18 protein-coding genes are annotated in these 22,916 nt (G+C 68.8%); 7 read left to right on the top strand and 11 right to left on the bottom strand.

Annotation, left to right across the window (positions count from 1 at the left end; all coding sequences use genetic code 11):
- Window positions 1–11: 11 nt before the first annotated feature.
- From E8A74_RS07715 to E8A74_RS07705, 4 genes are all read right to left on the bottom strand, one after another.
- Complete coding sequence (locus tag E8A74_RS07715) at window positions 12–623, bottom strand: methyltransferase family protein (protein ID WP_136928291.1); 612 nt, start codon at window positions 621–623, stop codon at window positions 12–14.
- Between the two features lie 114 nt (window positions 624–737).
- Window positions 738–881 carry a hypothetical protein gene (locus E8A74_RS52000; protein ID WP_170228945.1) on the bottom strand — a complete coding sequence of 48 codons (144 nt, stop codon included), beginning with the start codon at window positions 879–881 and terminating at the stop codon, window positions 738–740.
- 29 nt (window positions 882–910) lie between these two features.
- A complete protein-coding gene (locus E8A74_RS07710; RefSeq protein WP_136928290.1) occupies window positions 911–1,780 on the bottom strand; it encodes a hypothetical protein in 870 nt (289 codons plus the stop codon).
- Between the two features lie 22 nt (window positions 1,781–1,802).
- Window positions 1,803–4,889, bottom strand: a complete 3,087-nt coding sequence (locus E8A74_RS07705; protein ID WP_170228944.1) for a TonB-dependent receptor — start codon at window positions 4,887–4,889, stop codon at window positions 1,803–1,805.
- A gap of 1,112 nt (window positions 4,890–6,001) precedes the next feature.
- Here E8A74_RS07705 and E8A74_RS07700 point away from each other — a divergent pair.
- On the top strand, window positions 6,002–6,793 hold the full coding sequence (locus E8A74_RS07700; protein ID WP_136928288.1) for an ABC transporter ATP-binding protein: 792 nt from the start codon (window positions 6,002–6,004) through the stop codon (window positions 6,791–6,793).
- Complete coding sequence (locus E8A74_RS07695) at window positions 6,790–8,940, top strand: ABC transporter permease subunit/CPBP intramembrane protease (protein WP_136928287.1); 2,151 nt, start codon at window positions 6,790–6,792, stop codon at window positions 8,938–8,940. Before E8A74_RS07700 ends, E8A74_RS07695 begins: the two co-directional genes overlap by 4 nt.
- 1 nt (window position 8,941) lies before the next feature.
- On the opposite strand, the gene E8A74_RS07690 is transcribed toward E8A74_RS07695, so the two are convergent.
- Window positions 8,942–9,850 (bottom strand): bile acid:sodium symporter family protein, encoded by a 909-nt coding sequence (locus E8A74_RS07690; RefSeq protein ID WP_136928286.1) that lies wholly within the window; start codon window positions 9,848–9,850, stop codon window positions 8,942–8,944.
- A gap of 115 nt (window positions 9,851–9,965) precedes the next feature.
- Between E8A74_RS07690 and E8A74_RS07685 the strand changes: the two genes are divergently transcribed.
- Both E8A74_RS07685 and E8A74_RS07680 read left to right on the top strand, forming a co-directional pair.
- Window positions 9,966–10,931 carry a PAS domain-containing protein gene (locus E8A74_RS07685; protein ID WP_170228943.1) on the top strand — a complete coding sequence of 322 codons (966 nt, stop codon included), beginning with the start codon at window positions 9,966–9,968 and terminating at the stop codon, window positions 10,929–10,931.
- Between the two features lie 131 nt (window positions 10,932–11,062).
- Complete coding sequence (locus tag E8A74_RS07680; protein ID WP_136928284.1) at window positions 11,063–12,943, top strand: sensor histidine kinase; 1,881 nt, start codon at window positions 11,063–11,065, stop codon at window positions 12,941–12,943.
- Window positions 12,944–12,966: 23 nt separating this feature from the next.
- Here E8A74_RS07680 and E8A74_RS07675 read toward each other — a convergent pair whose 3' ends face one another.
- Window positions 12,967–14,172, bottom strand: a complete 1,206-nt coding sequence (locus E8A74_RS07675) for a cytochrome P450 family protein (protein ID WP_136928283.1) — start codon at window positions 14,170–14,172, stop codon at window positions 12,967–12,969.
- Window positions 14,173–14,366: 194 nt separating this feature from the next.
- On the opposite strand from E8A74_RS07675, the gene E8A74_RS07670 reads away from it, so the two are divergent.
- On the top strand, window positions 14,367–15,497 hold the full coding sequence (locus tag E8A74_RS07670; protein WP_136928282.1) for a sterol desaturase family protein: 1,131 nt from the start codon (window positions 14,367–14,369) through the stop codon (window positions 15,495–15,497).
- Here E8A74_RS07670 and E8A74_RS07665 read toward each other — a convergent pair.
- The 4 genes from E8A74_RS07665 to E8A74_RS07650 form a co-directional block, all read right to left on the bottom strand.
- Entirely contained in the window at window positions 15,478–16,497 is a 1,020-nt protein-coding gene (locus tag E8A74_RS07665) for a radical SAM/SPASM domain-containing protein (RefSeq protein ID WP_170228942.1), read from the bottom strand. The genes E8A74_RS07670 and E8A74_RS07665 overlap by 20 nt on opposite strands.
- Window positions 16,494–17,870, bottom strand: coding sequence for an aspartate aminotransferase family protein (locus tag E8A74_RS07660; protein WP_136928280.1), 1,377 nt, complete (start codon window positions 17,868–17,870; stop codon window positions 16,494–16,496). The genes E8A74_RS07665 and E8A74_RS07660 overlap by 4 nt, the downstream gene beginning before the upstream one ends.
- Window positions 17,871–17,916: 46 nt before the next feature.
- A complete protein-coding gene (locus tag E8A74_RS07655) occupies window positions 17,917–18,864 on the bottom strand; it encodes a bestrophin family protein (RefSeq protein WP_211365313.1) in 948 nt (315 codons plus the stop codon).
- Between the two features lie 62 nt (window positions 18,865–18,926).
- The gene (locus E8A74_RS07650) at window positions 18,927–19,265 is read right to left on the bottom strand and encodes a hypothetical protein (RefSeq protein ID WP_136928279.1); all 339 of its coding nucleotides are present in this window, start codon (window positions 19,263–19,265) and stop codon (window positions 18,927–18,929) included.
- A 107-nt stretch (window positions 19,266–19,372) separates the two neighbouring features.
- On the opposite strand from E8A74_RS07650, the gene E8A74_RS07645 reads away from it, so the two are divergent.
- Window positions 19,373–20,155 carry a YkgJ family cysteine cluster protein gene (locus tag E8A74_RS07645; protein ID WP_136928278.1) on the top strand — a complete coding sequence of 261 codons (783 nt, stop codon included), beginning with the start codon at window positions 19,373–19,375 and terminating at the stop codon, window positions 20,153–20,155.
- Here the strand turns inward: E8A74_RS07645 and E8A74_RS07640 are convergent.
- Complete coding sequence (locus E8A74_RS07640; RefSeq protein WP_136928277.1) at window positions 20,135–21,205, bottom strand: alpha/beta hydrolase; 1,071 nt, start codon at window positions 21,203–21,205, stop codon at window positions 20,135–20,137. The genes E8A74_RS07645 and E8A74_RS07640 overlap by 21 nt on opposite strands.
- Window positions 21,206–21,304: 99 nt before the next feature.
- On the opposite strand from E8A74_RS07640, the gene E8A74_RS07635 reads away from it, so the two are divergent.
- A complete protein-coding gene (locus tag E8A74_RS07635; protein ID WP_136928276.1) occupies window positions 21,305–22,903 on the top strand; it encodes a thioredoxin family protein in 1,599 nt (532 codons plus the stop codon).
- The last annotated feature ends 13 nt before the right edge of the window (window positions 22,904–22,916 follow it).

Raw genomic sequence — 22,916 nt, 5'->3', positions numbered from 1 at the left:
TGCATCGGCCGTCAGAAGCGCCTCCGCCCGAGGCCCGGGACGAATCGACCCACCTGTAGACAGTATTCGGCGTATCGAGGGCCGTGCGTGCGGTGCAGATAGGGCTCCTCGACGACACGCACCTGCAATTCCACCGCCACGAACAGGCAAAGCAGGGACACGAGCGCGAGCACGTTGGGGAGGACCAGCGCGATTTCGGTGCCCGTGACCAGCATGCACGAGAAGATCGGGTTCCGGACGATCCGAAACGGGCCTTCGATCACGAGCTCCGTGCGCTCGGTATCCCGGACGCCGATACGCCAGGACTTGCCCATCGCGACCTGGGAGCCGTACGTGGCGACGGTTCCGACGACGGCCAGGCCGGCGGCGCTCCAGGTGGCCCAGCGCGGGAGCTCGACGAGGCTCTTCACGAGCCCGGCGAGCTCCAGGACCGGCGCGAGCGCGGCCAGCCCGAGGGCGAGCGCGAAGAGCACGCCGCCAAACCAGGACGCCGATCCGGGGGGCCCGGAAATGCCTTGGAAACCCGTCGTCCCGGTGGCGCGCAGGTGCTGCACGGTCCGGATCCCGAAAGCGACCGCCATATAGACGACGAAAATGACCAGGGCGACGAGCGCAGGTTGCATGATTGCCCCTAGGGTCGACGCTCCTTTGGGCGAGCGTCAAGGGGAATCAAGGAGCCGCCGCTCGTGCGCCACCCCGCAACCTGTCGAGCGGCACGCGTGCAGGTCGGCGCGCTTCTATCGCGAACGATACGTCGAAAGAAACGTGGTCAACCGCTCGATCGTGTCTGCTTTCGGCGAATCGATGCGGAAGACCTCGCGATCCTCCCACACGACCGGGTCCCTCGTGCTCGGCGAACCCACGCCGCCGAGCTGTCTCATGGGACCGCCTCCTCCTGCGAGGCGAGCGCTCAGCCCCCCGCGCCGCAGAAGGAGCTCTTCCCGAGCGGCGGGAACGACTCCCCGGGCTTCCAGTCGAGCACGCAGAGCAAAAGCTCGGGATCACACTTCACCTTGAAATTCGGGTGAATGCCGGAGCCAAAGGGCCGCCCCTGGGAAGGATCGGCGTTCGCGCAGCAGCGCGTGTCGTCGGGCATCCCCGTCGCTTGGCCCATGGCGTCCACCGCTTCGCAGCCGGCGATGGGGAACAGGGCGCTCGCGACGTACGTCGTCGTGCACGTCTCGTGATCACCCGTCGCCGGATCCTCGGTGTCCCGGGTGATGGTCACCTCGCCCGTCGCGGCGTTCCCCGACGTCGCGAACGTCATGTACACGCGCACGTCCCGCCATTCGTAGGCGAGGCGCGTCTCGGGGTAGATGGCCGGATGGCCGTCCGCGTCCGTGTAGGCCGTCTCCGGGATGTGCTGCTCGGCGACCGAGAGGCCCGAGGTCGCGCAGAGATCGTCTGCGTCCGGTCGTGCGGCGTAATCACCCAGGGAATACTGCTTGTGATTCGAATCGGGATCCGTCGCGCCGGCCTTGTTCTTCGCGTCGTCTGCGAGCACGCCCATCGCATGCGCCTGGATCGCGACCGTCGCCTGGGTGGCGTCGATCTCCCGGTCGTCTCCCTTCGGCGGGTTGTACACGGACATGCCGACCCGCTCCCCGGGGAGCTTGAGGCAATCGCTGCCGGCGTCCTTGGGGTAGTATTTCACGATATAGGCGCTGCTCGCGACCTCGCAGAGGATCGGCGGCTGCTCGCAGGACGTGCCGAACGCGGCCGTGAACAGGAGCGCAGAGGCCCCGAGGGCGATCGTCTTGGGGGGGGTGTGGCGAATCATGCTTCGTCTCCTCGTTCCGCGGTCAGAAGGTCAACCGGACGCCCATCCGGATCGTCCTCGGGGCCTGGTACGAAGTGGGGCTGCCGTAGTTGGGGTTCCGATTCGCGGGATCGAAGGGCGAGCCGTCCTCGAAATTCACGAGCTTGTACCCACAACCCGCGCTCGTCGCGCAGGCCGATTCGCCCTTCTCGGGCAGATCCTCCGTCGATCCGCCGTCGATGGGCCGCACGTTCGCGTAGGTGAAGGACTCGTCGCGGCTGGTCTCGGCCTGGAAGTTGAACAGGTTGAACACGTCCACGTTCACGGAGAGCGTGCTGTCCTTGCTGATCTTGTAGCCGACGGCGAGGTTCGAATCGACGCTGTGGACCCAGGGCAGGTTGCCGCCCGCGCCCCGCGGCAAAATGAACGCGGCGCCCCGTCCATAAAAGGGATGCGCGCCGAGGACATCGAGCGGCTCCCCCGACGTGCCGGTGTAGCTCACCCCGAGGTTGACGCGGATGTTCTTCGGGAGCGCGAACTCCTTGGCGCCGTAGAGCTTGACGGAATGGCGCCGATCGCCAGGGAGCGGGCCATCCCGGTTCGGCAGGAGCGAGAGCAGGTCGAAGTCGCTGAGGGTATGCGGGGACGGCCAGGACCCCGAGGCGAGCCCGGGGTAGTTGCCGCGGAGATACGACGCCGTGTAGCTCGCCAGCGCGAGCCACCCCTGGGAAAACGACTTCTGGAAGAACACGGTCACGGCGTCGTAATCGCGCCGCGCCTCGGGGAAGTCGGACGCGGCGCCGTGCCCGGGGTTGCCCACGAAGAACGACGTCCCTTCGTCGCGGCTCATGTTCTCGATGACGCGGTGGATCGACCGGTGCGTGTAGGTCGCGCCCACACGCGCATCGTCGAAGACCTGGTACTCGCCGCCTGCCGTGATCTCGTCCATCGATTGCGCCTCGAGCTCCGGATCCACCGGCGCACGGTCGCCGTAATAAAAGCCCCATTGCCGGTTGGGCGAGGAGGGCGCCCCGAACGTGAGCCGGTTCTTCGGGTCGAGGCACGCCTCGACCTTGGCGGGATCGGTGGGGTCACAGACGGAGTTCGGCACGACGGACAGGGTGAAGGGCCGCTGGACGAACAGGCCCTCGGCCATGCCGAGGGGCACGTTCTCGTAATACCGCGCGTAGCTCGCGAAGATCTTCGACCGCCCCTGGCCGGTGGGGTCGTAAATGGCTCCCACGCGGGGCGACCATTGGTTGGGGAGCACCATGCCCACCCCCTCGCTGCTCGACATCATCTGCGCGTCGTAGCGCAAGCCTGCATTCAGCGTGAACCGGTCGAGGAACGTGAAGCTATCCTGCACGAACCCGCCGACGATGGTCGAATGCGTCGTGGGGGATTGCAGCTTCGGGACGTACACGTTGTCCGGGCTCGTCAGGGTTCCGATGCGCCACACCTGCCACGCGGAGCCATCGTACGTCTCGGAGAACCACACGTCCCCGGTGTTCGCCCGCGCGAACAGGCTGTTCGACACCTCGACGTCGATCCCCGCCTTGATGACGTGTTGCCCGAACGCGTTCAGCAGGTACGTGACGACCGAGCGCCCCTGGAAACGGTTCGTGATGGATTCGTTGACGTTCCCGGGCCCCCCCGTCAGGTAGGCGCGCACCGGGCAGTAGATGACGTTCGTCGAGCCCTTGGGCTCGCAACCACTGCCCGCCGGGAGATTCTCGAAATCCGCGATGGTATGCGGCGCGCCCCGCGTCCACGAGACGCCGGGGACGTTGTCGAGCCCCTGGCCGCTCCCGATTCCCGCCCCGTCGACCGGCAGGCGGTTGGAGTACGCGTGATGGTATCCGACCGTCGTATCGACCAGGAGCCTCTTGTTCAGGAAGGCCGACGAGAGCTTGAGCGAGACCGTATTGATTCGCTGCTCTTCCCGCCGCCCGAAGGCCGCGTATTCGCCTTCCAGCAAGTTCGTGTTGATCGTCGTCATCTGGCCCGAGACCCCATTGAGCGAGATCCGACCGTCCCCCCCCGACCACGTGGGCGAGCCGAACACGGACAACGTCAACGTGTGCGACGGGTTGATGAGCCACGTCAGCTTGCCGATGTACTGCAACGTCTCTTTCGACGCGACGTAGTTGCGCGTCCCGCCCTCGATGGGGTCGGTGACCTGAAAGCCGTATTCGTCGCGAAGGCTGATGGGTTTGCCGGCCGCGTCGAGCTTCAAGGATCCGTCGGCGTTCGTCTCGTACCGCAAGCGGTTCAGCGAACGCACGACGTCGAGGTCCTGGAGGGCCACGTTCAAGCCCGCGTAGAACCAGAGGCGATCCTTCATGAGGGGCCCACCGAGCTCGAACCCGAAGTCGCGCATCGCGCCGAGCTTTTGATCGACGCCGACCACCGTGCCCTCCGCGCGTACGGGCTTTCGGCGCCCCTCGAACGCGCCCGGCGTGAAGCTGCCGAAGATCGATCCATGGAATTCGTTGCCGCCCGACTTCGTGACGACGTCGAACACGCCGCCGGTCGTGCGGCCGTATTCCGGCATGTATCCGCCCGTGGCGACGTTGACTTCCCGGACGAATTCGAGCGAGAGCGGCGTGTCGTTGATGCCGTCGGAGGCGCTGCCCACGGAGACGCCGTCGATCTGGAATCGGTTCTCGGGGGCCGACGAGCCGTTGATGGAAAAGCCGAGGGGGGTCGGCTGCGCGCCGGGCGCGAGCGCTGCGAGGCTTTCGAACGATCGCACGGCCGAGGCGCGACCTCCCGGCGGGGCCACCGCGAGGCGATGCGAAAGATTCGAATCGACGATCACGCCGGTCGTCGTCGACCCGATGTCGATCACCGGGGGCCTCGCGAGGAGCAAGATCTCCTCGTGTAGCTCGCCCGGCATGAGCTCCAGATTGGCGCGGAGCGTGGTGTTCGTGCGGAGCGTGATTCCGCCGCGCCCGAGGGGCTTGTAGTTCGCCCCGTCGAGCCGGATCGTGTAGTCGCCCGGCGGGAGCTGCGGGACGCGATAGTTTCCAGCCGCGTCGGTCACGACGATCTGCTCGCCTTGCAGCGCGGGGGAGGTCACGGTGACGACGACGTCGGCGAGGGGCTTTCGCGTCTCTGCATCGATCACCGTGCCGGTCAGAACCGAGTTTCCGGCGGCGAAGGCGGAAGAGGCCAGCAGACCCAAGGAACAGGCTGCGGCCAGGGAGAACCATCGGATTCTAGAGGTCAAGCGCATGATCATTCGATGTCCGCTGCTCGGCGTTTCCAAGACGATCCTCCAGACGCAAGGCAACCCTCGTACCACGCCCGATTCTCCTTGAAGTGCCGTTGGGTGAGGCGAGCCGGTGGGCGTGGGGTGTCGCAGCCGTGTCACACGCGCGTGACACTGGTACGACACCGTGACAGGCCCGCCATGACGACCGTCGCGCGTGTGTGACAGGTCGAGCCGATGCCGTGCGTGATGCGCAGCTCCGCTCCCAGGCCAAAACGAGAGCGCCAACGACCTTGCCGGCCAAGGCAGCGACGTTGACATCACGGCCGGCAACGCTGTCCGTGCGTGGGCGGACCTCGAACACGTGTCCTCGGCCGTCGACGGCGCGTGTTCGGCGGCGCGACATAGGTTTCCCGCGGGCGACCTCCCGAGGGGCGCGGCCCGCCTCCTGACCTTGGCCTCGACCTTGGCGTGTCGTCCTCCGTTGACAAGGACCCTCGAGGGTTCCCGGGGGATGTCCGGCGGCTCGCCAAGGACCCTGGGCTGCCTCCCACCTGTGTCCCGAGGCTCGACCTTCCCCCGGGAACACGCCACGCCCCTTGTTCGGCGGCGAGACACGCGCCCTGTCGCGCCGATGCCCCTGGATCCGCTCCGTGCCCGATTGCCTTGTTGCATGCACGTGGTTGTCGCGGCGCCGAACAGACGAGGACGAGGGCCGATGTCCCCTGTCGAGCATGCGCGGGGGCAAGGGCTGCGGCTCGCCGCTCGGGTGTAGGCCGGCGACAGGCACCGCCAGCACTCGAACCCCCCCGCGCAGCGGCCTTGACGAGCAGGCTCCTCTCCGGTCTTCCCCTGTCCCTTCGATGAACTGCGCATCGCGCAGTTCATCGACCCCGGGTCCAGCGCCTCGCTGGTCCGGGTCCAGGGGTGGACAACCCCTGGTGGGGCCTGGGGCAACGCCCCAGCGCGGCGCCTCTGACCCCCAAACCCCGTTGAACCCCCCTGCTGCCGCTGCCAGAGTCCCTGCGATGCCCCCGGAAGCCACCGCCCCTGATGCCGCCCTCGCGGCGGAGGGCCTCGTCAAGCATTATGGCCCCACGATCGCCGTTGCTGGCCTCGACCTCCAGGTTCGTCCTGGGGAGGTCGTCGGCTTGCTCGGCCCGAACGGGGCGGGCAAGACGACGGCGCTGCGCATGCTTGCCGGCATCCTCCGGCCTACGCAGGGGCGCGTCCGGATTGGCGGCATCGACATGGCCGAGCGGCCGCTCGAAGCCAAGGCCCTCATCGGCTTCCTCTCCGGCGACACGCAGCTCTACCAGCGCCTCTCGCCGCGCGAGACCTTGCAGTATTTTGGCCGCCTCCATGGCTTGCCCGAGGCGGCGTTGACCACGCGTATCGACGAGCTCGTGCGGGATCTCGAAATGGCCTCGTTTGCCGATCGCCCCTCGGCCACGCTCTCGGCGGGGCAAAAGCAGCGCGCCAACATCGCGCGTGCCTTCCTCCACGCGCCCTCCGTCCTCATCCTCGACGAGCCTACGAATGCGCTCGACGTCCTCTCCGGCCGCTTCATCGTCGAATCCATCCGCAAGGAGCGCGCGAAGGGCCGCGCCATTCTCTTCTCCACCCACATCATGAGCGAAGCCGAATACCTCTGCGATCGGATCGCCCTCATTCACGAAGGCCGTATCGTCGACGAGGGCGAGGTCCCGGACCTCTGCGCGCGCGCCGGCGACGCGAAGAACCTCACGGATGCCTTCCTTTACCACGTCGAGCGCGGCGCTCCCCGCGTGGACGGCGCCTCGTCCGGAGGTGCGGCGTGAGGCTCTCCATCGTCCTCGTCATTCTGCGCAAGGAGCTGCTCGAAACGCTCCGGGATCGCCGCACGTTCGTGAGCCTCGTCCTCTTGCCGATGATGCTCTACCCGCTCTTCGCGCTCCTCATGAGCCGGATGGCGGGCGCCGAAATGGATGCGCTCGAAGCGCGCCCCTCGAAGATCGCCGTCTGGGGCGAGCTCTCGCCCGACGTCTCCGCCGCGCTCGCGGCGGGCGAGAACAAACTCGACATCATGCCGTGGCACGGCGTCCCCGCGCCGCTCCGCCGGGACCTCGAAGCCGGCGCCATTGCGCCGCCCGCGCCCGCGCCCCCGCGCCCGCCCGGCCCGCCCCGCAAGGGCTCGAATGCCGAGGCCGCGGGCGCCGAGGCGAAGGCCGACACGAAACCACGCGACGCGGACCGGCCCGACGCGGCGGTCGCGCTCGCCGCCCGCGCGCTCGTCGGCGCCCGCGAGGTGCACGCCGTGCTCGTCCCCTGGCGGGGGTTTTCCGAGGACGTCCGCGCCGGCAAGGCCGCCCGTGTCACCCTTTATTACGACTCCGTGTGGGGCGACTCCGATTTCGCGGCCGATCGCCTCGATTATGCGCTTGCCCGCGCCCGCGACGGCTTGCTCGTCGCCCGCGAGGGCGAAAAGGCTTTGCCCAAGGGGTTTACCTCCGGCCTCGAGGTCGTCTCGCGCAACGTCGCGCCTGACGAGCGGCGGGTCGGCAAGGTCCTCGGCACGATCATGCCGATGATGCTGATCCTCATGTCGCTCCTCGGCGGGTTTCTCCGCGCGGCCGACATGACGGCCGGCGAAAAGGAGCGCGGCACCATGCAGACGCTCCTCTGCGCGCCGCTCCTGCCCATCGAGATCATTACCGGCAAGTTCCTCGCCGTCTCCGTCGTCTCCCTCTTCACGGCCCTCGTCAACGTCGCGAGCCTCGGCCTCACGCTGCGCCGCATCCTGCCGGGCGAGATGGACGTGCCGTTCTCGGCGCACGTGCTCACGTTTGCGCTCCTCGTCCCGGTCACGCTCCTCTTTTCGGCGCTCTTTCTGGCCGTCGCGGCCTTCGCCCGTGATTTCAAGGACGCGCAGAACCTGCTCACGCCCGTCTATCTGCCCGTCATGCTCCTCTCGATGGTCACGTCCTTGCCCGGGATGGAGCTCTCCGTCGCGACCTCGTTCGTCCCGGTCCTCAACGTCGCGCTGCTCATCAAGGCGATTTACCTCGGCGACGTCGCGCCCGACCTCGTCCTCTTCACGATCGGCTCGTCCACCTTGTTCGCCGCGCTCACGCTCGTCTTCGCCGCGCGTGTCTTCGAGCGCGAGGACGTCCTGCTCGGCGGCCGCGGCTCCTTCCGCGCCGTCTTCTCGTTCGAGCGGCAAAAGGGCGGGATCCCGAGCCTCGGCTTCTCCCTCGGCGCCTTCGCCGTCGTCCTCGTCGTGATGTTTTACGCGAGCTTCCTCGTCGAGAAGACGACGAACAAAACCGCGCAGCTCGCCGCCACCCAGCTCGGCCTGTTTTTCCTGCCTGCGCTCGCCGCCATCGCCGCGTCGGGCGCCTCGATGCGCGAGACGCTTGGCCTTCGTATGCCGCGCCCGCGCGCCCTCGTCGGCGCTGTCCTCGCGGGCCTCTCCGGGGGCGCCGCCGTCGCGGCGATCGCGACCCGCCTCGTGCCTGTCCCCCCGGAGTTCGCGGAGAAGCTCGGCGACGCCCTCCTGCTCGACGGGCAGCCCCTCTGGGTGCTGCTGATCGTCATCGCCGTCCTGCCCGCGCTTTGCGAGGAGACGCTCTTCCGCGGCCTGCTCTTTTCAGGCCTCACGCGCGCCGGGTTCGGCGTCGCGCTCGTCGCCTCGTCGCTCCTCTTTGGCCTCGCGCACGGCTCGATCTATCGGCTGCTCCCCACGTTCTCGCTCGGCCTCTTGCTCGGTTATGCCCGGCACGAGACGCGCTCGCTCCTGCCCGGCATCCTCGTGCACGGGATCAACAATGCCCTCGCGATCACGATCCTCGCCGTGCGGCCGCCGTGGCTGGAGAAGCTCCTGCAAAACGATCAGGTGCCCGTCGGGCTCGGCGTCGGCGCGGCGCTCGTGCTCGCGCTCGGCGTGGTTCTCATGCGTGAGCCACGCAAAGCCGACGCGCGCGGCTGATTCACGCGCCCGGGGCCACCTTCGGCGGCTCGGCCGGGGCGGCTTCCTCGTTGTTTCCGCGCGCGACGAAGCTCCCGAAGGCGGCGGCCGTGAAGAACATGATCAGGCTGTAGATGGCCGGCGGAACGGCCATCGTCGAATTGTTGAGCAGCGTGGGCGCCGAGGCGATCGCGATCGCCAGGGTCCCGTTGTGGATCCCGATCTCCATGCCGATCGCGGTCGCTTGCCGCTTCGGCAGCCGCGCGAGCAAGGGGACGAGGTAGCCGAGGCCCATGCTGGCCAGGTTGAACACGAGCGCCGCGAGGCCGACCTGCTTGAAATACGTCACCAGGTTCGCCCGCTCTTTCAGCACGGTCGCGGCGATGATGAGCAGGAGGAACACGGCCGAGGTGATCTTCACCGGCGACTGGAGCCGATCCGAGACCACCGGGCGTTTCGCGCGGACGAGCATCCCGATCCCCACGGGGATGAGCACCACGGCGAAGACCTGGATCACCTTGTCGAACTGGAGCGGAATGCTCTTTTCGGTCCCGAGGAACGCTGCGAGCGAGAGGTTCACGATGAACGGGAGCGTGAACAGGCTGAGGAGGGAGTTCGTCGCGGTGAGCGTGATGTTCAGCGCGACATCGCCTTTCGCGAGGTGGCTGAAGAGGTTCGCCGTCGCGCCGCCCGGCGAGGCGGCGAGGAGCATGAGCCCGACGGCGAGCTCGGGCGGGAGGCCGAAGCCCTTCGCGATGCCGTAGCAGGCGAGCGGCAAGAGCACCGTCTGGCAGACGAGCCCCACGAAGACGGCCCGCGGATAGACCAGCACGCGGCGGAAATCCTCGGGTGTGAGCCCGAGCCCGAGCCCGAGCATGATGACGCCGAGCGCGAGCGGCATGAACACGGCCGTGAAGACATTCGATTGCATGGCGGTTCATGAGCGTCGCACGAACGCCGTCATCGACTCAACGGTGAGCAGGCCTGCCACGGACGCGTCGGCTTGCGTTTCGGCCTGGATTGTAGGAGTACATGAAGGCGGAACCATGGCAGAGGAACGAACGGCTGTGGGGGGAGATGTCGCTGCGCTGGAAGCGGAGATCGCGGCGCTGCGACGCGAGAATGCTTCGCTGAAGGCGCAGGTGGTCGCGCTCGAGGGCGCGCTCATGGACGTGCGCGTCGATGCGCCGCCCCGGATGGCCACGATGCGCGCGGCCGTGATCGAGCGCGTCGACAACGAGCGGAGGCGCCTGCTCCACGCGGTCCTCGACCATTCGCCGAGCGTCATCTTCGTGAAGGACCCGGAGGGCCGATACCTGCTCGTGAATCGTCAAGCCGAGCATCGCTTCGGCCGGACACGCAAGGAGCTGCTCGGCCGGAGCGACGCCGATTTCTTCCCGCCGGAGGCCGCGCAGGCCATGCGCGAGAAGGACGTGGAGGCCGTTCGCCGGGGCGAGCCCCTTCAATTCGAGGAAGAGATCGTGTTCGCCGGGGAGCTCCGGCATTTCCACACGATCAAATTCCCCATCCTGAACAACTTCGGCGCGCTCATGGGCGTCTGCGGCATCGCCACGGACATCACCGAGCAAAAGCGCAAGGAGGAGGAGCGCCTGCTCCTGCGCGAGCAGGTGATCGCCGCGCAACAAGAGGCGCTACGCGAGCTCTCCACGCCCCTCGTCCCGATCGCCGAGGGCGTCGTGGCCATGCCGATCGTCGGCAGCGTCGACCAGGCGCGCGCCGAGCGGATCATGGGCACGCTGCTCGAAGGCATCGGCCATCACGGCGCGCACGCGGTGATCCTCGACATCACAGGCGTGCGCACCGTCGACACGAACGTCGCGAGCGCCATCGTCTCGGCGGCCCGCGCGGTGCGGCTCCTCGGCGCGCGCGTGATCGTCACGGGCGTGCGGCCCGAGGTCGCGCGGACCCTGATCGAGATCGGCACCGATCTCGATGGAATCGTCATGCGGGGCAATCTGCAGAGCGGCATTGCGTTCGCGCTCCGCCGGTAGCACGTAGGTACGGCCGCGGCGGCTCGCGCTCGCAGCGGCCGGCGGCTCGCTCCTTTGCCAGGGCAGAATCCACACGGGACGGCAATGGCATCCTTCTTGGTTGCCTCTCGCCCGCGCCGGCGGCAAGCCCCGTGAAATTCCCGACGAAACGTGCGGACTGGCTGCTCTTCCTGGTCATGCTCCTACCGATCGGGCTGAGCATCTGGCTAGGTTTGTCCCAGATCGACACGATTCACCGCCGCCAGGCCGCGGCGACCCTCCAGACGGTGCTCGCAGCGACCCGCGAGGCTCTGGTGACGTGGGAGCGGCACACGGTGACCACCGCGAGGAGCTGGGCGAGCGAGGTGGGCATCCGGCGCGCCATCCTCGCGCAAGGGAAGGTCCGGAGCGAAGGCGGGTCCCTCCACGAGAGCCCGCACCTCGGGGAGCTGCGGCGCTTGCTGCGGGACGTCGTCCAGCAAAAACAATTCATGGGCTTCGACGTCATCGCCACGGACGGCATTGAAATCGCCTCCGATCACGGAGACGTCGTCGGGACGAACACGCTGAGCCGCCTGGACCCGCTCAGCGTCACCACGGCGCTTCGTGGCTCGACCGTCATCGGAGCGCCGTTCGTCATGCACAACAAGGCCCTCGACATCGACGTCCCGACGATGCTGGCCGTGACGCCCGTGCGCGACGAGGAGGGGACGATCGTGGCGGCGCTCGCCTTCCGCCTCGATCCCACCGGAGAGTTCTCGCGCATCACGAGGTCGGGCCGGGTCGGCGAGACGGGCGAGACCTATGCATTCGACCGTCACGGGCGCCTCATCACGGAGAGCCGGTTCGAGCCGACGCTCCGCGACATTGGCTTGCTCGCGGTCGGCGAGCGCTCGAGCCACGCCATCGAGCTGCGTGATCCGGGCGGCGACATGCTCCGCGGCTTCCGCCCCGGCGTGCCCCGGTCGGAGCAGCCCTTGACGAAAATGGCCCATAGCGCCATCGCCGGAAAGTCCGGGCTCGACATCGACGGCTACCGCGATTATCGCGGCGTGGAGGTGATCGGGGCCTGGGTATGGGATTCGGAGCTCCGGCTCGGCATCGCGACCGAGGTCGACAAGGCAGAAGCCTACAGCGCCCTCGCCGCGACGCGCAGGGTCGTCCTTCGCACGTTCCTCGTCGGGCTCTGCATCACGTTCGTATTGACCCTCCTTTTGCAGCACCGCGCGAGGGCCCTCGTCCGCGGATTGGCGCGGGAACGAGAGCTTCGGAGCGAGCTCGAGGAGCGCGTCGGCCGTCTCCAGCGGGTGGAGGGGGAGCTCAAGAGCGCGGTGCACGTGCGGGAAGACTTCCTGCGGTTCGCGTCGCACGAGCTGCGCACGCCGCTCACGAGCCTGCGGCTCCTGTACGAATACATGCTTCGATCCCGCCCCGAGGACGCGACGCCCGTGATGAGCCCGGCGGACGTCAACCGATTCTTGAAGGTCTCGACGCGCGAGCTGTACCGGATGACGCAGGTCATCAACAACATGTTCGTCCTGTCGAGCGTCGCCGCGGGCAACGCGGTGCTGAACCTCGAGCACGTGGATCTCGAGGAGCTCGTGCGGAACGTCGCTCGGAAGATGCAGGCGGAGGTCTCGGCCGAGGGGTGCACCGTGGAGATCCAGAGCGAGGGCCCCGTGGTGGGCCACTGGGACCGCGCGCACCTGGAGCAGGTCTTCGTGAACCTGCTGTCGAATGCGGCGCGGTTCGGCAGCAGGCAGCCGATCACGATATCGATCGGCAAAGAAACGGGCTTTGCGGTCGTCACGGTGCGGGATCGCGGCGTCGGCATCATGAAGGAGGACCAGGAGAGGATGTTCGAGCCGTTCCGGCGGAGGCAGGACGCGCACGCCGGGCTCGGCGCGGGGCTCTTCGTTTGCCGCGCGATCGCCGAAGCGCACAAGGGCACGATCTCCGTCTCGAGCGAGAAGGGCCAAGGCGCGACCTTCCGCGTGCAGCTCCCGCTGCCACCGGGGACCTTTCAGGCGTGACGCGCCGAGCGGCGCTCGAAGCGCTAGAACTGGACGGGCAATCGCTTCTTCGCGTGCAGGAGGAGCAGCATCGAGCTCGGCTCGAGGTCCCCGCGCGGGACGGCCAATTTCATCCGCGGCAGGCGCCGGAGCAGCGTCTCCACGGCGATCACCGCCTCCAGACGCGCGAGCGGGGCGCCGAGGCAGAAATGGATCCCGTAGCCGAAGGCGATGTGTTTGTTCGGCTTTCGCCCCACGTCGAAGCGGTCCGCGTCCGGGAACCGTGATTCGTCGCGATCGGCCGAGAGCAGCGACGCCAGCACGAGCTCGTTTTTCCGGATCGTCACCCCGCCGATCTCCACGTCCTCCAGGGCGAAGCGGTACGTCGTCGTCTCCACCGGCCCGCAATACCGCAGCATCTCCTCCACGGCCGATTCGAGGAGCGAGGGATCGGCGACGAGGCGCTCGCGCTCTTCGGGGTGATCCATCAACGCGAGCATGCCGTTCGTGATGAGATTGACCGTGGTCTCGTGGCCCGCGACGAGCAGGAGGAAGAGCATGCCCACGAGCTCCTGCGTGCTCAGCCGATCGCCGCCTTCCTCGGCCGCCACGAGCCCGCTCACGAGATCGTCCCTCGGCTCGGCCCGCCGGCGCTCGATGAGCGCCATGAAGTACTGGAAGAATTCGAAGCCGGTGGCGCGCAGGTGCGCGAGCTGCTCGTCGGTGTCCGCGGGCGTGAAGAGCGTCGTGGTCCAGCGCCGGAAATCGTCCTGATCCGAGGCGGGCACGCCGAGCAGCTCGGCGATGACCGTGACGGGCAGGGGATACGAGAACTGGGAGACGAGGTCCATCCCGCTCGCATCCCGCGCGACGGCATCCGAGACGAGGTTTTCCGCGATCGTGGAGATGCGGCCCCGGAGGCCCTCGACGATCTGCGGCGTGAAGGCCTTGGCCACGAGGGATCGCAGCCGGGAATGGTCCGGCGGATCGGCGCTCAGCATGTGCTTGCCGAGAACCTCGAATTCGCCCGACATGCGCAGGCGATTTCGCTCCTCGGGAGGCAATTTCGTGAAATCCTTGCCGAAGCGCGGATCCCGCAGCATGTCGGAGCAATCCGTGTACCGCGTGAGCAGCCAGAAAGGCACCTTGCGATAAGGTTCGAGGATCTGCACGGCGGGCTCTTCGGCCCGGAGGCGCTTGTAGATGGGATGAGGGTCCTTGCGGCCCTCCAGGGTGAACAAAGGGTGCATGGTCGAAGCATGGTCGGGGGGCGTGAAAGGGGCAAGCAAGGGCACATGTTATGCGCGCTTCCCGACGTGTGACGTTTGGTACGCTTGGCTTTCCGAGCGACCGCGCTCATGGCCGGCGGCGCGAAAAAGGTGCTCTCATGGTACGTGCCCCGCCCGCGCTTTACGCCCCTGTCTCGTTTCCGTAGTCTCGGCGCATGGGCCGCCTCGAGACGAATGGGTACTACGCGCTCGGGGTCCCCTTGTACCTCGCGATCGTCGCCCTGGAGATCGCGCTGTCGCGGCGGAAGGGGAGGCAGGTCTACGGGTTCGCCGACACGCTCGGGAGCTTCTCGGCGGGGCTCGGCGAGATCGTCCTCGGCCTCTTCCTCGGCCCCTTGCTGCTCGGCCTCTACGATTTCGCGTACGACGATCTCGCGCTCGTGCGCTGGCCCGAGGGCTCGATCGTCCCCTGGATCCTCGCGTTCGCGCTCGGCGACCTCGGGTATTACTGGTACCACCGCGCCGGCCATTCCGTGGCCGCGTTGTGGGCGATTCACGGCGTCCACCACCAGTCCGAGCATTTCAACGTCTCGGTCGCCACGCGCCACCCCTGGTTCTCCGACACCTACGCGTTCCTTTTTTACGCGCCGATCCCGATGCTCGGCGTGCCGCCAAAGCATTTCTTCGTGGCGATCTCGATCATCTCGTTTTACGCGCTCACCGTCCATTCCCGCGTCTTCCACCGGCCGGGTCTCTGGTTTTTGGTCACGCCGGCGACGCACATCGTGCATCATTCGAAGAACCGGCGGTATCTGAACAAGAACTTCGGCGCGATGTTCACGGTGTGGGACCGGATGTTCGGCACGCACGTGGAGGTCGATCCGGCCGATCCGCCGGTCCTCGGCACGCCGTTCGGCTACCAGACGCACGACGGCGCGCGGGCGCAAGGGGTGTTTTTCCGCGACCTCGTCGCCGTCGCGCGGCAGGCGAAGACGTTCGGCGACAAGGTGCGGACCTTCGTCCGCCACCCCGGCTGGACCCCCGCGGGCATCGTCTTTCCGCGCCACGCGCCCGCGCGGGCCGACGCGGACATTCCCACGCGCACGAAGGTGTATGCCGCGCTCGCGTTCGCCGCGACGCTCGTGTTCGCGTTGCACCTGCTCTGGCTGCGCGAGCGGCATCCGTTCTGGCAGCTCGCGGCCGGGGCGCTCGTCGTCCTGTGGGGCCTGTCCACGATCGGAGGGCTGCTCGACGGGCGCGACGGCGCGGCCAAGCGGGAGGGCGTGCGTGTGGCTGCGACGGCCGCGCTCGGCCTCGTCATCGCGTTCAGCTCGTCCGCATCCTAGTGCCGAGATCGAAGAGGCTGCGCGCCGAGCCGCCCTGGCCGAGCGCCTGGTTGATGCCCCGGCACGCGGTCCAGCATTGCTGGCATCGCGTGATCTCGGCCTGCTTGTCCTGCAGACGCCGATAAAGATCGCCGAGGCTCGCCTCGCGCACGTTGCCCACGCTCTCGTGAATGCGCTCGATGCAGGGCGAGACGTTGCCCACGTGATCGATGTTGAACCCGGTCTTGCCCGCGCTGCACGTGGGCATCGCGCCCTGCGCGAGGAAGGCGTCGATGCGCGCGAAATACTCGCGGAAGTACCGGAGGTGGGGGTACCGCTCCCATAACGCGAGCACGTGCTCGGACACGCCCACGGGCGGCATCTTGTCGGGGCCCTCCTTGCCGCGGCGATACCCCGCGATGCTGAGGAGCGTGAGCTGATGGCCGACCCCGCGCGCCTCGCTTTGCCGGAGCAAGCTTTCCAGGTCGCGCCAGTTGTCCTCCATCAGCACCGTCATCACGTGCACCTGCTTGCCCCCGCGCGGCGCCGTGTCGCGCAGGAGGTCGACCGCCTTCCAGGCGCGATCCGTGGTGCCCGCGAGCCTGCGTTTCCCGTCGTGCCGGCTCGCCTCGGGGTAATCGATGGACACGTTGCCGTGCACGAGCCCCGCGTCCCAGAGCGCCTTCGCCTTGTCCTCCGTCACGAACCAGCCGTTCGTGAAGAGCGCGGTGATGTGTTTCTCCGAGAGGATTCGCACGATCTCCACGATGTCCGGCCGCGCGAGCGGCTCGCCGCCCTCGACCGAGATCACGAACGTGCCGAGCTCCGCGAGCTCGTCCGCGACGCGGCGGTATTCGGCGAGCGAGAGCTCTTGCTTCGGCGGCGCGGGGTTCGGCCAGAAATCGCAGAAGCTGCATTCCATGTTGCAGCGGTTCGTGACCTGGATCAGGCACGAAAACGGGCGCCTGCGGAGGAGCGTCGTGGTGAACGCGGCCTCTTTTTTCCACGTGGCGAAGCTCATCCGAACCTCCATCCGCCCGCGAACTGCTTGCCGAGACGCTCCGTCGCGTCGCGCACGATCGGGGCCACGTCGCGGTATTCGTCGAGGAGGGCGCCGATCCGATCCACGACGCGGTCGATCTCCGCGTCCGTCACCGTGAGCGGCGGTTCGAGCTTGAGCACGTTCCATTGCTGGCTCGCGGGCTGCGCCACGATGCCGTGTTCGAGCAGCCGGACGCTCAGCCATTGCCCGAAGATGCGGCGCGAGACCGCCTCCACGAGGCCTGGCAAGGCCCGGTGCAAGAGCCCGCCTTTTTCGGTCGGCCCGAGCTCGATCCCCGCGAAGAGCCCGCGGCCCCGCACCTCGCGCACGAGCGGGTGCTTGCCGATGCGATCCCGCAAGGCATGGAGCATCCGCTCGCCTTTCTCCCGGCTCGCGCGGACGAGCCCTTCCTCGTTGAGGATCGCGAGGATCGCCCCGGCCGTGCGGCAAGCGAAGGCATTGCCCGCGTACGTCGAACCGTGCAGATCGAAGCGCTCCGCGGTGCCGAATGCGCGCTGGCACAGGTCCTTCGTCGTGAGCGTCGCGGAGATGGGCACCATGCCGCCGCCGAGGGCCTTGCCGAGCACGAGGACGTCCGGGAAAAACCCTTCGGCCTCGCAAGCGAAGAGCGAGCCGGTGCGGCCGAGGCCGGTCTGCACCTCGTCGAGGAGGAGCAGCGCGCCGCGCTTTCGGCAAAGCTCCTGCGCGGCGCGCAGGTACCCCTTCGGCGGCACGATCATGCCGCCCTCGGCCTGGATCGGCTCGACGAGGAAGGCTGCGGCGCGGGTCTTGCCGAGGGCCTCGTCGAGCGCGTCGAGATCCCCGAACGGCACCTCCTGGCAGGCGGGCAAGAGCGGTTCGAAGAGCTCACGCATGCGCGGGATGCCGGACGTCGACAGCGTGCCGAGGTTCAGCCCGTGATAGCCATTCTTGCAATACACGAGCGTCTTTCTCCCGGTCGCGGCGCGCGCGAGCTTGAGCGCGGCCTCCACGGCCTCGGCGCCGGTGCACGAGAAGAGGCACATCGTGAGCGGGCCGGCGCGGCGCGCGAGCTCGGCCGCGAGCTCGGCCGCGTGGACGGGCGGGCCGACGTGCACGAGGTTCGGCACGTCGTCCGCGAGGAACGTGGCCATGTGCGCCCGGAGCTTCGGGTGGTTGTGCCCGAGGTTGTGGGCGCCGAAGCCCGCGAGGAAATCGAGGTATTCGCGCCCCTCGTGGTCCCACAACGTCGTGCCCTTCGCGCGGACGAACACGCGGCCGTAGCCAAAGGCGCCGAGGAGCTTTACGAAGGCGGGATTGATGTGCTCCGCGTACTTGGCGACCGCGGGGTGGGAGGAGGGGGAGGGGGGCATCCGCGGGCGATTGTCGCTCCCGGACGCGGCGCGACGCAAGCGCCGATCAGGTCAGGTGGCCAGCCTTCGGCTTGAGCAGGGGCGGCAGATCCGTCTCGCCGAGCCGCTGCCGCAGGTTCACCTCGATCAAACGCGAGAGGCCCGAGAGCGGCAGGTCGTTCGCGTCCATGCCGAAGGGGTTTTCGATCTCGTCGCCGATCGCGTCGAGGCCGTAGAACGCATACGCCACGATCCCGACGACGACCGGCGTGAACACCCCGACCGTCTTCACGATCCCGAACGGGAGCGCGAAGCAATAAATGGCGACGAGCTGGTGAATGAGCGAGGTGTACGAGAGCGGGATCGGCGTGCTCTTGATGCGCTCGCAGCCGCCCTGGAGGTCCGTGAGGACGGTGAGGCTCTGCTCCAGCACGGGCAGGTGGTAGGAGTGAATCCAGCCGCGCTGCCAGGCGTCGCGCAGGCGGTAGGCGGCCGATTGGAGGATCGCCGTGGGCCGGTTCAGCTCGGGCCGCAATGCCTCGATCTCGGCCGCCGCGAGGAAGGGCTCGAGCTCCTCCAGCCGATCCTGATCCCGGAGGTGCAGCCGGAGCGCGTGCGTGTAGCCGATGATGCGATAGACCATCTCCCGGCGGAACGCGGCGACGGCCTCGCTCTCGTCGGCGCGATCGGCCGGCGCGTTCACGAGCGTGAGGATCTGGCGCGTGATCGTGCGGGTCGTGTTGACGAGGCCGCCCCAGAGCTTTCGGCCCTCCCAGAAACGGTCGTAACTCGTGTTGTTTCGGAAGCCGAGGAAGATGCTGAGCGCGAGGCCGATGAGCGTGAACGGGATCGTCGTGAGGTCCGGGTGGAAAAACCGGACGTTCAAGTCGATCACGGTCACCACGACGGCGAGCAGCGTGGTGAGGGCCATGCGGCCACGGATGCGCTGCAACGCCGTCCCGCGGTACTTGAGGAGCAGGCGCAGCCAGGAGTAGCGTTTTTCCGTCACCATCATGGGGCACGATCCCGCGAGGAGCGGCCGCCCTTAGCACGGTGCCGTTGGTGCACCAACGGCAATCAGGCGTGGCCGAGCGGCCGGGCGGCGGCGGCGAGCACAGCGTCGATGAGCCGCTTTTCGGAGGCGTCGAGGACGCGGCGCAACGTCGCGATACGCCCCGGGAGCTCGCCGAGCACGGCCGGGAGCTTCTCCACGGGGCCAAGCTCGCGCAGGGAGGCCTCCGCCGCGTCGAGCCGCGCCCGCGCCGCGGCGTGCGCCCCCTCCGCGGCGCCGAAGAGCGGCATCTGCCACGTCGATCCGGCCGCCTTCTCCGCGCGGCCGAGCCAGAGCTTGGCGGCTTCGAGGTGCTGCCCGGCGTCCCGGATCGCCGAGATGATCGCGTCGAGGTAATGGGTCATGGCAGCCGCACCTCGGCCAGTCTACACGGGAACGAGGGCCCGCGCTCGCCCGCCGGGGGCACGCCTCGACGTGGCGTGGTCCGCGCGGCGCTGATATCCCCTGCTTCATGACGGACGAACGGCGCTCCTTGCCGCTCGCGCGCCCGAGCCGGTATTCGACCGAGGTCTTCGTCGGCATCGCGGAGGGCGAGAGCCAGGCGCTCGCGCCGCTCGTCGCAGAGGGCCCGGCACGCGCCATCGAAGCCGCGCGGATCGCGAGCGAGCGGGCCGAGGTGCTCACGGCGGCCGCGCACGCGCACGAGCCGCCCGACGCGCCGATCGCGTGCCGTCGCGGCTGCTCGACGTGTTGCCAGGCCAAGGTGCTCGTCGTGGCGCCCGAGGTTCTCCGTCTCGTCGCGCACCTCCGCGCCACGTGTTCGCCCGAGGATCTCGCGGCCCTGCTCGGTCGTGTGCAGGAGGCCGACGCCCGGACGCGGGGGCTCTCGCGCGCCGCGCGGGCCGAGGCGCACGTGCCTTGCCCGCTGCTCGACGCGGACGGCGGCTGCGGCGTGCACGTGGTGCGGCCGCTCGTGTGCCGGAGCTGGTCGTCGTACGACGCGGGCGCGTGCGAGCGGTACTGGGAGGCGCCCGCGGGGAAACAGACGCCGCCGCAATGGGCGATCGGCTACGAGCTCGCGCAGGCCGTGCTCGCAGGGCTCGGCAAGGCGTGCTTCGACGTGGGCCGGGACGGGACGCCGCTGGAGCTCATCGCGGCGCTGCGGATCTCGCTCGAAAGGCCCACGGCGGGCGAGCGCTGGCACAAGCGGCTGCCCGTGTTCTCGGCGGCGAGGGACGCCGAATGGATCGAGGCGAACGTTCGCCCCGGTTCCTCAGGAAAGACCGTCCCGTAACGCCGAGGAGGACGCGCGGATGATACGCGAGGTCTCCTCGCGGCAGGCGCGCGCGAAGCCTCCGGTGAGCACGAAGCCGTGGATCATCGATTCGTGGCAGACGTGCCGCGCCGGGACGCCCGCGGCCGTGAGGCGCTCGACGTACGCGGCGCCCTCGTCCCGCAGCGGATCAAAGCCCGCCGTGAACACGAGCGCCGGCGGCGCGCCCTCGACGCTCGGCGCGAGGAGCGGCGAGGCGTCGGGGTGGCGGCGCAGCGCCAGATCGGCGCCGAAATAATGATCATAATACCAGTCGATCATCCCCTTCGTGAGCATCCAGCCGTTCGCATACACCGCGTGCGAGCGGTGCGCGCAGGTCGCGTCGAGCGCGGGATAGAGGAGCACCTGGAGCGCGGGCCGATGGGCCTCGCCGCGCGTCTTCAGCGAGACGACGGCGGAGAGGTTGCCGCCCGCGCTGTCGCCCATGACCGCGATCCGCGCCGGATCGACGCCGAAATCGGCCGCGCGCGCGGCGACGTCGCGGAAGGCAGCGGCGGCGTCGTCCACGGCCGCGGGGAAGCGATGTTCGGGCGCGAGGCGATAGTCGACGGCGAGGACGCGCACGCGGCCCTCGACGGCGAGCTGCCGGCAAAACGTGTCGTGCGTGTCGAGGTCGCCCGTGACGAACCCGCCGCCGTGGAAGAAGAGCACGCACGGCGAAGGCGCGGCGAGGCCCTCCGGCACGTACCTGCGGGCCGGGATCAGGCCGGCGTCGCCGCGCAGGTGCGTGGGCGCCACGGAGACGCCTTCGAGGCGCGGGATCTCCACCATGCTGACCGACTCGGCGAGGCGCGCGCGCGCCTCGGCCGGCGCGAAGCGGCGAAGGTCGCTCGATTTCAGGAGGTCGTCGAGCGCGAGCATCAGCGCGACGTCCGGATCGACGGTGCAGCCCTCGACCGGCCGCGCCCGAAAGCCGAGGAGGCGCGCGGAAAACCCTTTCGAGCTGCGAACGGCGTCCGCGAGGGTACGGGCGACCCGGACGCGGGCGCGGGCCAGCGGAGAGAGCATCATCGCGGTCGATGGTAGCGGCGGCCGCGGCGGCTGTCATCACGGGCCGGACGCGTGGACGCCCTTTCCAGCCCGCGATACGCTCGGGATTGGACGAGGGTCATGCGAGACGGCCGCGCTGCGCTTCGAGGTTCTCTGTTCGTCGCGCTCGCGCTCGCGCTCGCGTCCGCGTGCAGCAAGCGCGCGCCTGCGCCGGAAGAGCGTCCCGCGGCTGGAACGACAGCGTCTGCGACGGCGACGGCGCCGCATTCGCTTGCAGGCCCTTGGATCGACCTCACCCCCGATCGCGCGTTCGTCCGGGCGCGCGCCGAGGGCAAGCTCGTGTTCCTGTACTGGGGCGCGGCCTGGTGCCCGCCGTGCAACGATCTGAAAGCGGAGGTGTTTTCGAAGCCCCGTTTCGCCGAGATGATGCGCGATTTCGTGCCCGTTCACCTCGACGGCGACACGGAGGACGCGCAACACGCGGGCGAGGCGCTCTCCGTGTCCGCCTATCCGACGATCCTGGTCCTCGGCCCCGAGCGCGAGGAGCTCTTGCGCTTGAACGGGAGCGTCGACATCGACGAGCTCGATCGCGCGCTCGGCGCGGTGCGCGGCAAGGCGCAGAGCTTCCGGGCGGCGGCCGCGCGCCTCGACGAGGGCAAGCCGAGCGCGGAGGATTGCAGCACGCTCGCCCACGCCGCGTGGGAGCTCCTGCCCGAGGCGACGTGGAGCCGGGCGCGGATCCTCGCGGCGTTGCGCAAGGCGATCGAGGTTTGTCCCTCCACCATGAACCGCGAGCGCGCCCTGCTCGCAGGCACGCTCCTCGGGCTCGCCGCGTCGCTCCGCCACGACCCGACGCTCGCCGAGGCGACACGCGCCGCCCAAGCGAGCGCCGTTTCGTACCTCGATCTCATTTTTTCGAACGCCGAGACCACGTGGGCCGCGCGCGCGCTCGTCAATCACCGCGCCGAAGCGCTCGCGGTCTGGCTCGCCCCCGATCCCAAGGACGCGGCCTATCTCGCGTGGAAAACAAAATGGCTCGCGGCCGCGGCGTCGCTCCGATCCCGCGAGGGCGCCTCCGTCGACGTGCGGCTCGCGGCCGTGGCGCCCGCGATCGATTTTTTCCGGCACGAAAACCCGAGCAGCCCCGTGCCCGAGCCGCTCCGGGCCGACGTCCTCGCCGCCGCGCAGCGCGCCGATCACGAGGCGAAGACCGCAGACGAGCGGTATTCGGTCGTCTCGACGGCGTCGTACCTCCTGCGGCGCGTGGGCGCGCACGACGAAGCGCGGAAGATGCTGAAAGCGGAGGCCGAGCGCTCGGACACGCCGCATTACTGGTACTCGATGATCTCGGCGCTGGAGAAGGAGCTCGGGCGCATCGAGGAGGCGCGGGCCTCTTCGCAGAAGGCCCGCGAGGGCGCGGGCGGGCGCGCGACGCGGCTCCAGTGGATCACGAACGACATCGTCTTTCACGCACAGCTCGAAGGCCCGCCGCCGCGCGCCTACCTCGTGGCCCAGGCCGAGGCGTTCTATGAGCTCGCGTTCTCGCTCCCGGACGGGTTTCAGGGGAGAAACCGGACGCGCGCCGAGCAAGTCGCATCCGCGCTCGCCGTGCTGAAGGACGACCCCGATTCCGTGAAGCTCGTGTCGCGTCTCCACGAGCGGTGCTCGTCGCTCCCCGCAGACGCCGCCGAGCGCTGCCGGAGCTGCCTGCCGCGCTGAGGTTCGCGCGGGA

It is taken from the genome of Polyangium fumosum, from assembly GCF_005144585.1.
GTDB classification, from domain to species: domain Bacteria; phylum Myxococcota_A; class Polyangia; order Polyangiales; family Polyangiaceae; genus Polyangium; species Polyangium fumosum.
Note: the sequence above shows the minus strand (reverse complement) of the source record. Positions and strands in the feature narration are given on the sequence as shown.

Bases quoted from the DNA above. Each gene is read 5' to 3' on its own strand.
- E8A74_RS07655 (WP_211365313.1), bottom strand. From the start codon at position 18,864: ATGATGGTGACGGAAAAACGCTACTCCTGGCTGCGCCTGCTCCTCAAG.
- E8A74_RS07715 (WP_136928291.1), bottom strand. From the start codon at position 623: ATGCAACCTGCGCTCGTCGCCCTGGTCATTTTCGTCGTCTATATGGCG.
- E8A74_RS07645 (WP_136928278.1), top strand. From the start codon at position 19,373: ATGACGGACGAACGGCGCTCCTTGCCGCTCGCGCGCCCGAGCCGGTAT.
- E8A74_RS07665 (WP_170228942.1), bottom strand. From the start codon at position 16,497: ATGAGCTTCGCCACGTGGAAAAAAGAGGCCGCGTTCACCACGACGCTC.
- E8A74_RS07690 (WP_136928286.1), bottom strand. From the start codon at position 9,850: ATGCAATCGAATGTCTTCACGGCCGTGTTCATGCCGCTCGCGCTCGGC.
- E8A74_RS07650 (WP_136928279.1), bottom strand. From the start codon at position 19,265: ATGACCCATTACCTCGACGCGATCATCTCGGCGATCCGGGACGCCGGG.
- E8A74_RS52000 (WP_170228945.1), bottom strand. From the start codon at position 881: ATGAGACAGCTCGGCGGCGTGGGTTCGCCGAGCACGAGGGACCCGGTC.
- E8A74_RS07685 (WP_170228943.1), top strand. From the start codon at position 9,966: ATGGCAGAGGAACGAACGGCTGTGGGGGGAGATGTCGCTGCGCTGGAA.
- E8A74_RS07660 (WP_136928280.1), bottom strand. From the start codon at position 17,870: ATGCCCCCCTCCCCCTCCTCCCACCCCGCGGTCGCCAAGTACGCGGAG.
- E8A74_RS07640 (WP_136928277.1), bottom strand. From the start codon at position 21,205: ATGATGCTCTCTCCGCTGGCCCGCGCCCGCGTCCGGGTCGCCCGTACC.
- E8A74_RS07635 (WP_136928276.1), top strand. From the start codon at position 21,305: ATGCGAGACGGCCGCGCTGCGCTTCGAGGTTCTCTGTTCGTCGCGCTC.
- E8A74_RS07700 (WP_136928288.1), top strand. From the start codon at position 6,002: ATGCCCCCGGAAGCCACCGCCCCTGATGCCGCCCTCGCGGCGGAGGGC.
- E8A74_RS07710 (WP_136928290.1), bottom strand. From the start codon at position 1,780: ATGATTCGCCACACCCCCCCCAAGACGATCGCCCTCGGGGCCTCTGCG.
- E8A74_RS07675 (WP_136928283.1), bottom strand. From the start codon at position 14,172: ATGCACCCTTTGTTCACCCTGGAGGGCCGCAAGGACCCTCATCCCATC.
- E8A74_RS07670 (WP_136928282.1), top strand. From the start codon at position 14,367: ATGGGCCGCCTCGAGACGAATGGGTACTACGCGCTCGGGGTCCCCTTG.